The following is a 14,865-nucleotide window of genomic DNA, read 5'->3' as shown; positions in this document are numbered from 1 at the left end:
TGCCTACTCCTTATTTTCTGAACATTTCGAGCATGCGCCGGGTGACCAGAAAGCCGCCGGCGATGTTGATGGACGCGATCAAGATGGCCACGCCGGACAATACCGTAATCACTAAATTATTCGGCGTCGACACTTGCAGCAAGGCACCGATGACGATGATGCCGCTGATCGCGTTGGTCACGCTCATCAACGGCGTATGCAGCGAAGCGGTGACGTTCCAGATCACTTGATAACCGACAAAGCAAGCCAGCACGAACACGGTGAAATGCGACAGGAACGACGCCGGCGCGACCGCGCCCATGCCGAACAAGGCGGCGCCCGCCAGCAGAATCGGCAGCAGTTGCGCCAGCGCCGATTGGGGTTTCTCCACTTTGGGCTCGACCGCCGGCGCTTCGGTCAGCGGTTTCGGGCTGGCGGAGAGTTTCGGCGGCGGCGGCGGCCAGGTGATCTTGCCTTCCTTGATCACGGTGGCGCCACGGATCACTTCGTCGTCGAAATTGACGTTGAGCGTGCCGTCCTTGGTCGGACACAAGTCGGTCAGCAAGTGGCGCAAGTTAGTGGCATACAGTTGGCTGGACTGGTTGGCCAGCCTACTGGGCAGATTGGTGTAGCCGATGATGGTGACGTCGTGCTTGACCACCACCCGGTCTTTTTCGGTCAGCGCGCAGTTGCCGCCTTGCTCGGCGGCCAAATCGACGATGACGCTGCCGGGCTTCATCGATTTCACCATGCCGGCGGTAATCAGTTCCGGCGCGGGTTTGCCGGGAATCAGCGCGGTGGTGATGATGATGTCCACTTCCATCGCCTGACGGGCGAACAGCGCCATCTCGGCTTCGATAAACTCCTTGGACATGGTTTTGGCGTAACCGCCGCTGCCGGAACCGTCTTCATGAAAATCCAGCATCAGAAATTCGGCGTCCATGCTTTCGATTTGTTCCTTGACCTCTGGGCGAGTGTCGAAGGCGCGGACGATGGCGCCCATGCCCTTGGCCGCGCCGATCGCCGCCAAACCGGCCACGCCGGCACCGATGACCAAGACCTTGGCCGGCGGTATCTTGCCAGCGGCGGTGATCTGACCGGTGAAAAAACGACCGAAATGCTGGGCGGCTTCGATCACCGCCCGATAGCCGGCGATATTGGCCATCGAGCTGAGCGCGTCCATTTTCTGGGCTCGCGACATGCGCGGCACGCTATCCATCGCCAACACTGTGGCGTTTTTAGCCGCCAATTGCTGCATCAGCGCGTCGTTTTGGGCCGGCCAAATAAAGCTGATCAGGGTCTGGCCGTCTTTCAGCAATTCCGCTTCGTCTATCGCCAGTTCCGGGTGACGTTCCGGCGCCCGGACTTTCATAACGATATCGGACTCCTGCCAGACTGCCTTGGCGTCCGGCAGAATCTTGACGCCGACTTCCTGGTAGGCTTCGTCGCTGATGTTCGCCGCCGCGCCGGCGCCGGATTCCACGCCGACTTCGAAGCCCAGCTTAATAATTTTTTCCGCCGCTTCCGGCGTGGTAGCGACGCGTTTTTCGCCGTCGTGAATTTCTTTGGGTACGCCGATTCTCATGTTGTCTCCTGTCGTTGTTATAGGGAGGAATATGGCTAACCAAACTTCAACGTTGCCCGGCGACGTAGCAGCGGCCAAACGGCCGCGACGACTCGGACGGCAACCGGTTAAGCTTAACCCATCCGGCGCGGGCCGGGTCAATTATTCAGGCGGCGATTTTCCCGAGTTTGGCATTGAACGGCGCCGATTTTGATCGGCTACGAGAAGTCGGGCGACGGTTAGGCCACGAAGAGCGGACTTCGCCGTGCCGCGCGAACAGCCCTGGTCGGGCCGGCATTGCAAGGCCGGGACTAGCGCGTCATCAACGCCAACAAGCCTTGCATCAACGCCAACGGCGTCGGCGGACAGCCGGGAATCGTCGCATCGACCGGAATTACATTCGCCACCGCGCCGCAACTGGCGTAGGACACGCCGAACTCGCCGCCGCAAGTCGCGCAATCGCCGACCGCCACTACCCACTTAGGATCCGGCGTGGCCTGGTAGGTCCGGATCAACGCGGTCTGCATGTGCCGCGATACCGGCCCGGTCACCAACAACACATCGGCGTGGCGCGGCGAAGCGACGAAGTGAATCCCGAAGCGCTCGATGTCGTAATACGGGTTGTTCAGCGCGTGAATTTCCAACTCGCAGCCGTTGCAGGAACCGGCATCCACCTGACGAATCGCGATGCTGCCGGAAAACTTGCGGTCGACGTGCCGCTTGATTTCAATGCCCAGGGCCTCCAACTCCGCGTCCTTGGGCACGCTCACCCGCTCGGTGACGATGCCGGTGGTCAGGATTTTCTTAAACTGTTTCAGCATGGCCGCTACCTATAAGTCGTTGCCGGAATAGGAGCCGTTCACGGATTTGTTGCACACCGGAAAATCCGGCACGATGTTGTTCAACACCAATCTTTCCAGTGCCGGCCAGTTCAACTGACTGGGATCGCGCGGATAGAACCGGGCGATGCGGTTGCCGGCTTCGAAAGCCACGAAGCTGACGATCTCGCCGCGCCAGCCGTCGACGATGCCCAGGCCCCGGCTGCCGGCGGCCGGGATGAGCCACTCGCCGACCAGCGCGCCCGGCGCCAGCCGGTCGATAAACTGTTCGATCAGCTTCATCGAGGCGATGATTTCCTTGTAACGCACCCAAAAGCGCGAGGCGATATCGCCCTGATTTTCCAACGCCACCTTGAACCCGACCGCGTCGTAGGGCGGATAGGCTGCGTCGCGGCGGACATCGAAATCCTGACCGCTGGCCCGACCGACGTAGCCGACCACGCCGTAGGCGGCGGCGATGTCCTCGGACAAAAACCCGGCGGTATATAGCCGGTCTTCCAGCGACGAATTCAAATCCAGCGTGGTCATTAGGTCGGCCAATTCGTCTCTGAGCTTGACGATACCGACGCGCATGGCTTGGCATTGCTCAGCCGACAAGTCCGATGTCACGCCGCCAGGAACGACGCAATCCATCATCAGCCGATGCCCGAACATCGCGGCCTGGGTGCGCAACCAGTCTTCGCGCAATCGGGTAAATTGGATTTGCGCGAACGTAAACGCCACGTCGTTGCAGATCGCGCCGATGTCGCCAAGATGATTGGCGACCCGCTCGCGTTCGGCCAGAATGCCGCGTATCAGCGCCGCGCGCGGCGGAATGTCAACACCGGCCGCCCGCTCCATCGCCATGCAGGCGGCCCAGGCGTGTCCGACGGTCGTATCGCCGGACACCCGGCCGGCCAACCTGGCCAAGCTAAGCGGATCGCGGCCCTCGGCGATTTTTTCGATGCCTTTATGCACGTAACCCAGGCGTTCTTCCAAATTCAGTATCAATTCGCCGACCGCCTGAAACCGAAAATGGCCGGGTTCGATGATGCCGGCATGGACCGGACCGACCGGGATTTCGTAGGTGCCGGCGCCGTGCGATTTCACGAAGGCATAATCCATGTCCGGCGGCGTCACGCTTTCCGGGCGGCCCTCGACTGGAAAATCCTTGCGCAACGGATGTTGGTGTTTGTCCCACGCCTTGTGGCGCGTCCACGGCCGGTTATCCGGATGGCCGACGAACTGGATGCCGAACATATCCTGGGTGTTGCGCTCACTGCGATTGGCGGCCGGATACACGCCGGCCTGACTGGGCACTTCCGGCTTTGCCGGACCCAGCTCGGTTTGCGCCCAAAGATAAACGCCGTGTTTTTCCAGCAATACATGCACGACAAAACTGGCCGCGCGTTGTTCGGCCCAGCCGGCCGACCAGCGCACGCTATCGGCTAGCGCCAGCTCGGCCAACATGCGCCAATGTTCGGAAGCCACCCGCCAACGGAAAATGGCGTCGCCGGCGGCATCCGATTCGACGGCGACGCCGGCCGCCGAGAGGGATGAGCGCAAGGCTTCGGTCCAATTCGGATTGCTCATAGCGGCACGCTCCCGGAAATCAACTGCGTGGCTTGCGAAAACCAATTCGCCAGAAAATCGGGAATTGCCAGACCCAACCACAATACCAGCGCCAGATGAATCATCACCGGCCACAGATTGGCTTTAATCGGCTGCTGGCCCTCGGGGCGCTCGCCGTAGACGATGGGTTGAATGTGCCGAAACAGCCCGGCGAAGGCGACGCCTATTCCCAGCAACAATACCGGCGCCAGCCACGGATAACTATGCATCGTCGCCACCAATACCAAAAATTCGCTGGTAAACACGCCGAACGGCGGAAAGCCGGCAATCGCCACGGTACCGATCAACAGCCCCCAACCGATCTCGGGTTGAGTTTTGATCAACCCGCGGATTTTCTCCATCTGCTGGGTGCCCGCCAGTTGCGCGGCATGGCCCACTGTCACGAAGATCGCCGATTTGGTCAACGAATGCACCGTCATGTGCAGCAGCGCCGCGAAGGTCGCCGATGCGCCGCCCATGCCGAAGGCAAAGGTCATCACGCCCATGTGCTCTATCGACGAGTAACTGAACAAGCGCTTGATGTCTTTTTGCCGGTGCAAAAACAAGGCGGCCACCAAAAACGACAGCAAGCCGAATCCCATCATCAACAAACCGGCCATGTTGGTGTGGGTGGCGCCGTCCACCAGCATCTTATTGCGCACCACCGCGTACAAGGCGTCGTTGAGCAACAATCCGGACAACACCGCCGACATCGGCGTCGGGCCTTCGGAATGGGCGTCCGGCAACCAGTTGTGCAAGGGCACCAAACCAATCTTGGTGCCGTAACCGATCAACATGAACACGAAGGCCAACTCCAAAATTTCCGGATTCAAACGCGCGGCGTTGTCGAACAGCACCGACCACAGCAAGGCGTTATCGCCGTCGCCGATCTGCACCGCCGCGTAATACAGCAAGATCGTGCCGAACAAGGCCTGAGCGATACCGACCCCGCACAGAATGAAATATTTCCAGGCGGCTTCTATCGATTCCGGTGTGCGGTAAAGGCTGACCAATAATACGGTCGCCAGCGTCGCCCCCTCCATCGCCACCCACATCACCCCCATGTTGTTGGTCGTCAATACCAGATACATTGCCAGCATAAAGCCTTGATACATCGAGTAGTAAAGCTTCAGCCGCTTCTCGGTCAATTTACCCCGGTGCTTTTCGTGCTCCATGTAAGGCGCGGAAAAAATCGAGGTGGTCAAGCCGACAAAGGCGGTCAACACGATCAGATACACGTTGAACGAATCGACGATGAAGGCCTTGCCGGCCGACAGGATGGTGCCGTTGTTCAACACATTGACCGCCAGCCAAATCGTCGCCAGCAACGTAACGGCGTTGAAGCGCACGTTGAGTTGGCCGGTTTCGCGCTGGTGGCCGACAAACGCGAAAAACAGGATGCCGATCAGCGGAATCAGCATGACCAGATAAGCGGCGATCATCGGTCCACCTCGTGCAAACGGTTCATGCGATCGACATCCAGCGAGTCGATGCTGGTGCTGATATGAAAGAAAAAGATCCCGAACAACACCGCCGCGACCAGCACGTCGAAGGCTATCCCCAATTCGACGACCATCGGCATGCCGCGCGTGGCCACGATGGCGGCGAAAAACAATCCGTTTTCGATGGACATGAAGCCGACCACGTGGGCAATCGCCTGGCGATGCGAAATCATCAACAACATCCCCAGCAGCACCACCGACAGGCTGACCGCCAACGCATTCAACATCACCGCCGACGAGGTCTGCACGATGGGATGCAGCACGTAATAGCTGAACACCATCAGCGCCGCGCCGCCCAGCATCACGAAGGTGTTATTCTTCAAAGCCTCCACGTCGCGGTGCAAATTCAGCAACAGCACCTGCCGCCGCAGCATCCACGGAATGAACAACACCTTCAGTACCAAGGTCAACAGCGCGGAAATGTAGAGATGATGGCTATCCAGGCTGTAGGCCGCCAAGGCCGTGGTCAGCGTCAACAGCAAACCTTGCAGCGCGAACACGAAGATCAGCCGCAACAAACGGCCCTGCCCCAGCATCAGAAACGAAGTCAAACCGACCAGCGCGGCCATCGACAAAATCGCCTGGGTGTAAAAATCCTGTTGTTCGAGATTCATCAGCGCGCCGCCTCCAAGATGATGTGACTCAACATGCCCAACAAACCCAGCAGGTAGGCGAAGCTGAGATATTCCTGCACCCGAAACAAGCGCATCTTCGCCACCAGGGTTTCCGAAATCGCCAAGCACACCGCCAACACCGCCAACTTGCCCGCAATCGCCAGCAAGCCGTAGCCAAGCGCCGGCAACGTCAATTCCCGCGCGATACCCCAAGGCGCGAAGATATTGGCGAGCAACACCCCGTACAACGCCAACTTCAACTGACTGGCCCACTCGATCAACGCCAAATGGCGGCCGCTGTATTCCAGGATCATCGCTTCGTGGATCATCGTCAGCTCCAGGTGAGTGGTCGGGTTGTCGACCGGAATCCGGCCGGTCTCGGCAATCGCCACCAGCATCAGCGCGAACATCGCGAACACGAAGGACGGCCTTAACACCAAGCCTTCGTAGAGTACATGTTCGATCGCCAGCGACAGATTGGTGGTCGATGCGGTCATCGTCAGCGTAAACACCGCCATCAGCATTGCCGGTTCGGCCAGCGACGAAATCGTCATTTCCCGCGACGCGCCCATGCCGCCGAACGCGGTCCCTATGTCCAACGCGGCCAGCGCCAGAAAAAACCGGGCAAACGCAAAAAATCCGACCAACACAATCACGTCGGCGCTGGCCGAGGTCGGCAAGTCCACCGCTATCAACGGCACCACCGATGCGGCCAGCACCATCGCCGAAAACACGATATACGGCGTGTAGATGAATAGCCACGAAGCATGTTCGGCCACAACCGGCTGTTTACGGGTTAACTTAAGCAAATCGCGATAGGGTTGCAGCAAGGACGGCGCCCGGCGATTTTGCAAATGGCATTTGCACCATTTCAACCAACCGCTCAGTAGCGGCGCCAAGGCCACGAACAGCGTGGTTTGAATCACGGCAACGAACCAGTTCATAGGCTGACCACCCACAACATCAAAATTAACGTAGCAAACGAGTAACCGAGATAAACCCGGATATTACCGGTCTGGATGCGGCCAACCAGCCTGGCCAGTTGATTGATGCCATGGGCAATGGGTAGATAGAGCCTGGGCCAGCTGTGATCCTGCACTTGCAGGCGGTAATGAATCGCCGCGACCTCGATGTCCCCGGCACCGTGCAGGTCTTTATCGATTTGCTCGTCGATCAACCAGACCTTGGCGAAAATGCGCCGGAACGGCATCGTAAACGCGCTGCAACTGTATTGCATGCGCGCGTTCAAACCGCCGAAGCCGCAATCCCAAGCCGGCGCGCGGCGCATGGTTTTAGTTTCCGGGTTGCGGCGCAGATACCAGAACGCCGCGCCGGACGCCAACAAAACGCTGATCAACACCAACAGCGGCGCGTAGGATGCCTGTTGATGCGACACCGGCGCCAGCCGCAACCAGCTCAGCGCGGTGTCGTTGGGCAAGGCTTGACCCAACAATTGCCTGGCCACCTGATTGAGTAAGTCAATGATGAAAGCCGGAAAAATCCCGATGAAAAAACACAAGCCAGCCAACAATTTCAAGGCCAACAGCATGCCGCGATCGTCCACTTCCTGGGCTTTTTCGGCGTTGCGCGAACGCGGCAACCCCAGGAAAATCATGCCGAACACTTTGACGAAGCAAGCCGCCGCCAAGGCCGCGGTCAACGCCAGGGCCGCCGCCGACACCGGTATCAGACTGCGCAGCACGCCGTTTTCCAGCGCGTCCACCTGCAGTGCGGTCTGGAACGCCAGCCACTCCGACACAAAGCCGTTGAACAGCGGCAACGACGAGATACTCATGCAGCCAATCAGGAACAGGAAACTGGTCTTGGGCAAGCGTTGGATCAGCCCACCCATCGTATCGATATTCAAATCGTGAACCTGATGCTGCAGTATGCCGGCCCCTAAAAACAGCAGGTTTTTGAACAAGGCGTGATTGAAGGCGTGAAATAAGGCCGCCAATAAGCCCAAGGCCGCCAGCTGCGGAAAGCCGTTGGCCATGAAGATCACCGCCAAGCCCAGCACCATGAAGATAATGCCGATGTTTTCCACCGAACTGTACGCCAGCAGGCGTTTCAGGTTAGGCTGCATCATCGCGTACAGAATGCCGCCCAAGGCCGAGAACGTGCCCAGCACCAACAGCACGACGCCCCATTGCCAATGCACGTCGCCCAGCAAATCGAAGCAAAACCGGATCAGTCCGTAGACGGCCACCTTCAGCATGACGCCGCTCATCAGCGCGGAAATATGCGACGGCGCGACCGGATGCGCTTCCGGCAACCAAACATGAATCGGCACGATGCCGGCCTTCATGCCGAAACCCAACAAGGCCAGCACGAAAGCCAAGGTCGCCCAATTCGAGGACAGTTGCGCTTGACGCAAGGCGTCGAAGGTAAAGCCGTCGGTAAAGGCCGCCAACACCCCAAATCCCAGAATGATGGCGAGCGCGCCGACCTCGGCCATCAGCAAATACAGAAAAGCGGCGCGGCGGTTGGCCGGGTGTTCGTGCTGAAACGCCACCAGGAAATAACTGGCGACCGACATCAGCTCCCAGGCGATCATGAAAAAGAAGGCGTCGTCCGCCAGTAGAACCAACAACATACCGGCAACGAACAGACCGGTGAACAAGCCCAACACCGCGAACGGATGTTTTTCTTCTTGATAGGCCGCCACATAACCCGGCCCGTACAGGCTGACCGCGCCAACGGCGATGCCGATTATCAAGTAGAAGAAACCGGACAGACCGTCGAAACGTACATGCCAAGGCAACCACGGCAAGCCCAAGCCAATTCGGTCGGTGACCACCGAGGTTTGACCCAACAGCACCCACAAACCGGCCAGAATCGCGGCGACGCCCGCCGCACCCAGCAACCTGAATACCGTGGTTTTCAGTAACGCCGCGTATCGGCTTTCTTCCAGCCAGGCATCGGCGCTAGTCCAACATCGCCTGCCGGCCGGCCAACGCCGGAACGCGGCGTGGCCTAGCCGAAGCAAACCGGCGCGGCGGTTGACCAGCAGCGCCAGCAGCCCGGACGCAAAACTCAACAGCACCGCGGCATAGGCCAATATCAACACCATGAGGCTATCTCTCCGTTTTCAGCCGGATTCGCTACCGAATCGCTCATTGCCACACCTCGCCGATCTTGTGTTACGACAGATGCGCTCAGGCAATACCCGAGCCAATCGCGCCAACACCCTTACAAAACAAGCGACCGCATCATCGTCGTGCGCTTAATCGACGCTCCAGCGAAACTTTTGGTTGATTTCAACCGGCGCAATTGGTTGATCCGAACCAGTTTCACCACACCCAAGCAGTCGCCTCCCCCTCGAGCTACGCAAAGCAGCGGAACGACTTACGCCACACGGTCTGACGAACACTGTACGCCCACTTTCCGGTGTCAAGTGAGTTATCTCGCAACGCGCCGATGCCGTTATTCACAGACACCAACCGGCGCTGGATTTATTGTTTCATCACGCCGACACGGTTGCGGATATCAGTAGAAATGACCGGCGGCACGGGATTCCAGTCCTTAGAGCCGGCGCGTCGTTGCCAAGCGTGCCATTCGAACTCAACCCATTCCGGAGACATGCGCGATGAGCCAGCCGATTTTGGAAAGGTCTCGGACCGACGACACCCAACACAGCGGCGGCTGCCCGTTTCACGCCGACTTGACCGAAACGCCGGAACTGGCGGAACTGAGCCAGGACGATTGGCTGTTTCTGCCGATGCATAAACGCACGATCGCCCAATACGTCACCAACGAGACCGGCGCCACCGAACTACGCCTGTATTACGAAGACAAGGAAATCAGCTTCGACGAACCCGAGTTGTTCGCATTCGGCGAAAACCTGGCCAAGCAAGCCAGCTTTCCAGCCATAAGCGCCACCGGTTGGGGCCAGGGCTACGATTGGCCGGTGGTTAAGGATCTGCTCGAAGAGTTGATTCTACAAGGCATCCTGCAAACCACCAACCCGGCACCCGCCCCTAAAATGGCGCAAACCGGCGCCAACCACCTACTACCAACGGCTCCCGGTCAATCGCCGCGCACTTGGTTCGAATGCGAGGCCATCATGGCCGAACTGACCGGCCGGCCGGTGGAATTGGGCTATCTGGAATTGATGATCCCGGTATTTCGGGTGGCTCATATCGCGATGGATAACGAAGGCCGCCAAGTCGGCGAATCCAACGTCTTCCCGAAACCGTTGCGTGTCGAAGTGTCGACCGAATGGACGACCTGCCCCTACCCCGGCAGCCGCTACCAAAACGAGCGGCCGATGAATTTGACCGCGCTGAAAAGCATGGGCCAGCATTGGTTGCCGGCGATGGCCGCCTTGCTGCAAATCCGCGAAGCCTATCTGCGGCGTTTTCCGGAAGCCCGCGCCGGCTGGACCGTCGGTCATTTGGAGCGATTATCGGCGCTGGTGCTGGCGGTTCCGGCCTACCAACTAATGAAAACCGCGCCCCGCGTCGCGAACGGCGAGTTGCATCCGGTGTTGTCATCGATGTACCGCGTCACCGACGGTGTGCGGATGACCACCCATCAAATGCTGTTCCTGCCGGTCGTCGAAACCACGCTCGCCCCGGACGCGCCGATGACAGCCCAAGGCATTTACGACTACGCCGAACGCAACTACGTGTTTCAGTCCGCGCACGGCGTTTGCGCCGGACCGCGCAAGATGATCGAAGAATTTTTGGGCGTGCTGGTCGACGGCACGACGCTGGCCGGCATGGACGACGTTCCGCAAGCCCCGGAGGTCGCGGCCGCGCTGGACGCATTGCCGGCGGCGTTGGATTACGGCCTGTACGGCTTGCAGGCCCACGCCATCGCTTTCTCGGTATGGCCGCTGATGAGCCGCCACTACGAAGAGCTGTGGACGATTTTGGATACCTGGCCGAACGTCGATTCCGAGCGATTTAACGCGTTCAAGGCGCTAGTGCAAACTCAGATCAAGCAGTTGCAATCCAAATCACTGATCGCCAGCGAAGCATGGCGGGCCGATCGGGAAAAGGTCTACGCCGACATGTATCAAAAAACCTGCGAAGGTCTGGGACTGACGGCGAATGCCGACAGCTTGGCCGAACGCATCGCGCCGCCGGCGCTTAGCGCCTATCACCGGATCGCCGAGGCGCAATTGCGCGGCATCTTGAGTACGCAATTCGGCCGACCGGCCTACGAAGCGGCGGCGTTCGAGCGCTTGATTCGCTGCTTGATGAAATATTTCCGCCGCGAGCAAGGCATTTTGGCCGCCGCCGAACAAACCCAGCAAGCGATCAATCGGCTGCTCGGCCGCCCGCAACCCGAGCGCGAATTCTCGGCGGCGGATTTGAATATCTACAACCTGCTGCTCGGCGAAGTCCAGCGTATTCCGCACATCGGCGAAGTCTTCGAGCAATTGTTCCACGTTGAGATACGGGTGACCAAGAGCAACATCGACATTCGCGAGCACGGCTAGCCCGGCACGCGGCCTCGGCTAGGGATGGCCGAGCGCCTCTAACGATTATGTTCGCGTTAATCATGACAAGGATGCGCGACCGTCGCCTCTGGCATCGCTTAGCCAGGACTCGGCTGGCAGGACGCTTAGCCATCGCCATCCGCGGCTACCGGGCCTGAGCGATCGATACCGGGGCGACGGCGACTATTAACGCGAACATAGCCTTTCGGGTCGGCCTATCGCGTTGGGGCCGGACGCGCGGGCGGAGCGGCCGGACGATCTGGCCGAATGGTTTAACGGGGCGTCAACCCTATTCCGGCGTGGCGCCAGCGATTTTGAATTTAGAGGATAGTCGGACCGCGCCTGCGCAGCGGATTGCGGGCGGTCAAACTCGAACCGGATCAGTCGGCATGGGGCCGGCGAATCGACGTGCGATGGGCACGGGTATAAAGAGGAGAGTGTCATGAAAGTAAAATCCAACATTCGTGCTGGTTTGGCTGTCAAATTGGGCAGTTCAGTCGGCGGCCGTTGCAGCGGCGGCATCGTACTGGCCTAAGCCAAAACCCTAGAGGGAAAAGGACGTCCCTCGCTTCTTGGCTCGGCCGGCCACCAAGCCCGCCGCGCCAATCTTATTTTGAAAAACTAATAACGCCCGGACCGGTTTCTCCAAACCCAAACCGCGGAATCAACGGCGAGATTGCAAGCCATCCTTCGTCACGGCAACCCGGTCTCGCAGGGGTTGCGATCCAAGCATTCCGGGACATGATCGAATAAACATCAAGAGGACTGTCATGTACCGCCACCTGTTTAGCGCACGCACCATCGAACCGGCCGCCCATTCCCGAGCCGCCAGGATTTTTCTGAACACCGCCTTGATAACAGGCCTGCTGGCCGGTGCCGGCGTCTCCGCCAATACCACCATCGTGCAAGCGCCGGCCGACGCTCGCTCCTTTGGCTTGGAATCCTTGCGTCTGGCCGTGCGACAAGACGGCGGCGCGCCGCTGCCGGAAGGACTGGACCGCTTCGTCAAGAACCGCGAAGCGGCCCTGCAACTGGGCAAGGCGCTGTTCTGGGACAGCCAAATCGGCAGCGACGGCGTGCAGGCTTGCGCCAGTTGCCATTTTCACGCCGGTGCCGACAGTCGCGCTAAAAATCAACTCAACCCCGGCTTTCTCGCGGTAGCCAATGCCAAAACCAATCCGATCGACGGTTTTGCTAACGCAAACAAAATCAATGCCGCCGATTTCGAAATCAAGGGCCCGAACGCCAGGTTAACCCGCCAGGACTTCCCGTTCGTCAAGACCATCGACAGCGTGGTCCAAGGCGCCAATAGCGCCATCGATCCCAGCACCGGTAACAGCAACGACATCGCCGGCTCGATGGGCATGTTGTACACCTTTTTCGACCACGTAAACCCCGGCCTCGCCGTCGATAGCGGCACGCCGGTCCAGGACCCGGTCTGGAACCTGTTCGGCAAGAAGAACGTGCGCCGCTCGGTACCACGCAACGCGCCGTCGGTGATCAACGCGGTGTTCAACTTCAGCAACTTCTGGGACGGCCGCGCCAATCCGCATTTCAACGGCCAGGACGGTTTCGGCGACCAAAATCCCAACGCCGCGATCGTCGTCAACACTCCGGACGGATTGGCCCTGGAACAAATCTCCCTAGCCCAGGCCAGTTTGGCGTCGCAGGCGATGGACCCGACCGTCAGCTTCGCGGAAATGTCGTTCGGCGACCCGCGTCAAAAATCAACCACCGACCCCAGCCTGCCTAACGGCCGCAGCTTTCCGGAAATCGGCAAAAAACTGTTGGCGGCATCCGCCGCGACCGGCAAACCCTTAACGCCGCTGGGACAGCAAGTCGTGCATCCCGAGGATTCGGTGCTGGGCGGCCTCGCCAAGGCGCCCTATCGCGGCCTGGATACGAGTTACGCCGATTTGATCAAGGCCGCGTTTAACGACCAATATTGGGAATCCGACGAAGCCATCGAAGCGCCCGGCATCGTCTTCAACCAAATGGAATACAACTTCAGCCTGTTTTTCGGGCTGGCGGTGTCGCTGTACGAATCGACGTTGGTCGCCGACCGCAGTTATTTCGACGTCTGGATGGAAACCGGCCGCTTTAACGCAGGCTTCGGCGACAAGGAACTGGCCGGCTTGAATCTGTTCGTCAACCAGGGCCAGTGCGTGCAATGCCACGCCGGTCCGGAACTGACCAAAGCCTCCATCCGCGCCGCCAACCAGGGTAAAAACCTGATTCGGCCGATGACTATGGCCGACGGCAGCGCCCTTTACGATAGCGGCTTCTACAATATCGCGGTGACGCCAACCACCGACGACTTGGGCCGAGGCGGCTCGGACAATGCCAATCTGCCGCTGGCCTTTGCTCGGCAGGCGCTGATGCAGCGCCGGAATTTCGAAGCCAATCAAGCCTTGCCGGCCGACGAGCCGCGAAAACCCGACCCGATTCCGTTCCCAATTCTGGGCAACGATGCGATTCCAGCGCTGAGCGAAGACGGCAACAGCGCGGTCTGCACGGATGCCAACCATAATCAGATCTGCGATCCCGACGAAATCCTCAACCGGGACTTTAAACGGGCGGCGGTCGATGGCGCTTTCAAAACCCCCGGCCTGCGCAACAGCCAATTGACCGGCCCCTACTTTCACAACGGCGGCGTCGCGACGTTACGGCAGGTGGTGCAGTTTTACAATCGCGGCGGCAACTTTTGCCACTTCAACGCGCCGGATCTCGCCCCCAACATCAAACCGTTGGGCTTGACCGACCTGCAAGAGGAAGAACTGGTCGCCTTTCTGGTGTCGTTGACCGACCAACGCGTGCGCTACCAAAAAGCGCCGTTCGACCATCCGGAACTGCGTCTGCCGATCGACGGCCGCCCCTACCAACCGCTGGCGAGAATCGGCGCGGTCGGCGCGAGCGGCTCCCACCACCCGCTGCCCACCTTCCTGGACCTGGACCCCAACGACGCGATCCTGACGCCGACGGGCAGTTGCGTATTGGAATAAACGGCAATCGCGGACAAGGCGTCAATGTCTTGGTACTGGAGCCCAGCGGCCAATTCGCCGTCGGCCGGCAAGCCGCTGATTTGAACCATCCCGATTTAATCGGCAATCAAAGCGCCCATTTCGTCGATACCCACGACCATTCGGTTCACGCCACGGCCGTGGGTAAGCAGGAAGGATTTAATCCTATTCGCCCCGGGACGAGCACTGACGTAAAAGACTTATAAATCAACGACTAGCGAATAGATCAATGTCTGAATCAGCTGACTTCAGCCGATGTCATTGATTTGTCATTTTTATAAAATACGCTCTTTTGCACATCTTCATTC

Annotated in this window: 10 protein-coding genes; 3 read left to right on the top strand and 7 right to left on the bottom strand. The window is 59.3% G+C overall.

The features are described 5' to 3' along the window. Positions 1–10: 10 nt before the first annotated feature. The 7 genes from ACQE3E_RS06825 to hyfB form a co-directional block, all read right to left on the bottom strand. Complete coding sequence (locus ACQE3E_RS06825; RefSeq protein WP_168033686.1) at positions 11–1,564, bottom strand: Re/Si-specific NAD(P)(+) transhydrogenase subunit alpha; 1,554 nt, start codon at positions 1,562–1,564, stop codon at positions 11–13. A 290-nt stretch (positions 1,565–1,854) separates the two neighbouring features. Further along, positions 1,855–2,364: an NADH-quinone oxidoreductase subunit B family protein gene (locus tag ACQE3E_RS06820; RefSeq protein WP_168033688.1), complete on the bottom strand. Its 510-nt coding sequence runs from the start codon at positions 2,362–2,364 to the stop codon at positions 1,855–1,857. A 9-nt stretch (positions 2,365–2,373) separates the two neighbouring features. Continuing rightward, complete coding sequence (locus ACQE3E_RS06815; protein WP_313728621.1) at positions 2,374–3,954, bottom strand: NADH-quinone oxidoreductase subunit C; 1,581 nt, start codon at positions 3,952–3,954, stop codon at positions 2,374–2,376. Further along, positions 3,951–5,414, bottom strand: coding sequence for a hydrogenase 4 subunit F (locus ACQE3E_RS06810; protein WP_071155045.1), 1,464 nt, complete (start codon positions 5,412–5,414; stop codon positions 3,951–3,953). The genes ACQE3E_RS06815 and ACQE3E_RS06810 overlap by 4 nt, the downstream gene beginning before the upstream one ends. After that, positions 5,411–6,088, bottom strand: coding sequence for a formate hydrogenlyase (locus ACQE3E_RS06805; RefSeq protein ID WP_313728623.1), 678 nt, complete (start codon positions 6,086–6,088; stop codon positions 5,411–5,413). The genes ACQE3E_RS06810 and ACQE3E_RS06805 overlap by 4 nt, the downstream gene beginning before the upstream one ends. Next, on the bottom strand, positions 6,088–7,032 hold the full coding sequence (locus tag ACQE3E_RS06800; RefSeq protein ID WP_064029005.1) for a respiratory chain complex I subunit 1 family protein: 945 nt from the start codon (positions 7,030–7,032) through the stop codon (positions 6,088–6,090). Before ACQE3E_RS06800 ends, ACQE3E_RS06805 begins: the two co-directional genes overlap by 1 nt. After that, complete coding sequence (hyfB, locus tag ACQE3E_RS06795; protein WP_168033694.1) at positions 7,029–9,161, bottom strand: hydrogenase 4 subunit B; 2,133 nt, start codon at positions 9,159–9,161, stop codon at positions 7,029–7,031. The genes ACQE3E_RS06800 and hyfB overlap by 4 nt, the downstream gene beginning before the upstream one ends. Positions 9,162–9,677: 516 nt before the next feature. On the opposite strand from hyfB, the gene ACQE3E_RS06790 reads away from it, so the two are divergent. The 3 genes from ACQE3E_RS06790 to ACQE3E_RS06780 all read left to right on the top strand — a co-directional run bounded on the left by ACQE3E_RS06790 (position 9,678) and on the right by ACQE3E_RS06780 (position 14,763). After that, complete coding sequence (locus tag ACQE3E_RS06790) at positions 9,678–11,537, top strand: hypothetical protein (RefSeq protein ID WP_427501402.1); 1,860 nt, start codon at positions 9,678–9,680, stop codon at positions 11,535–11,537. 770 nt (positions 11,538–12,307) lie between these two features. After that, positions 12,308–14,539: a cytochrome-c peroxidase gene (locus ACQE3E_RS06785; protein ID WP_427501401.1), complete on the top strand. Its 2,232-nt coding sequence runs from the start codon at positions 12,308–12,310 to the stop codon at positions 14,537–14,539. Next, positions 14,524–14,763: a hypothetical protein gene (locus ACQE3E_RS06780; protein ID WP_139306084.1), complete on the top strand. Its 240-nt coding sequence runs from the start codon at positions 14,524–14,526 to the stop codon at positions 14,761–14,763. The genes ACQE3E_RS06785 and ACQE3E_RS06780 overlap by 16 nt, the downstream gene beginning before the upstream one ends. The last annotated feature ends 102 nt before the right edge of the window (positions 14,764–14,865 follow it).

The sequence above is a fragment of the Methylomonas sp. MED-D genome, from assembly GCF_050276835.1.
Classification (GTDB): domain Bacteria; phylum Pseudomonadota; class Gammaproteobacteria; order Methylococcales; family Methylomonadaceae; genus Methylomonas; species Methylomonas koyamae_A.
The sequence above is the reverse complement of the archived record's forward strand: the minus strand, read 5'-3'. Positions and strand labels throughout refer to the sequence as shown.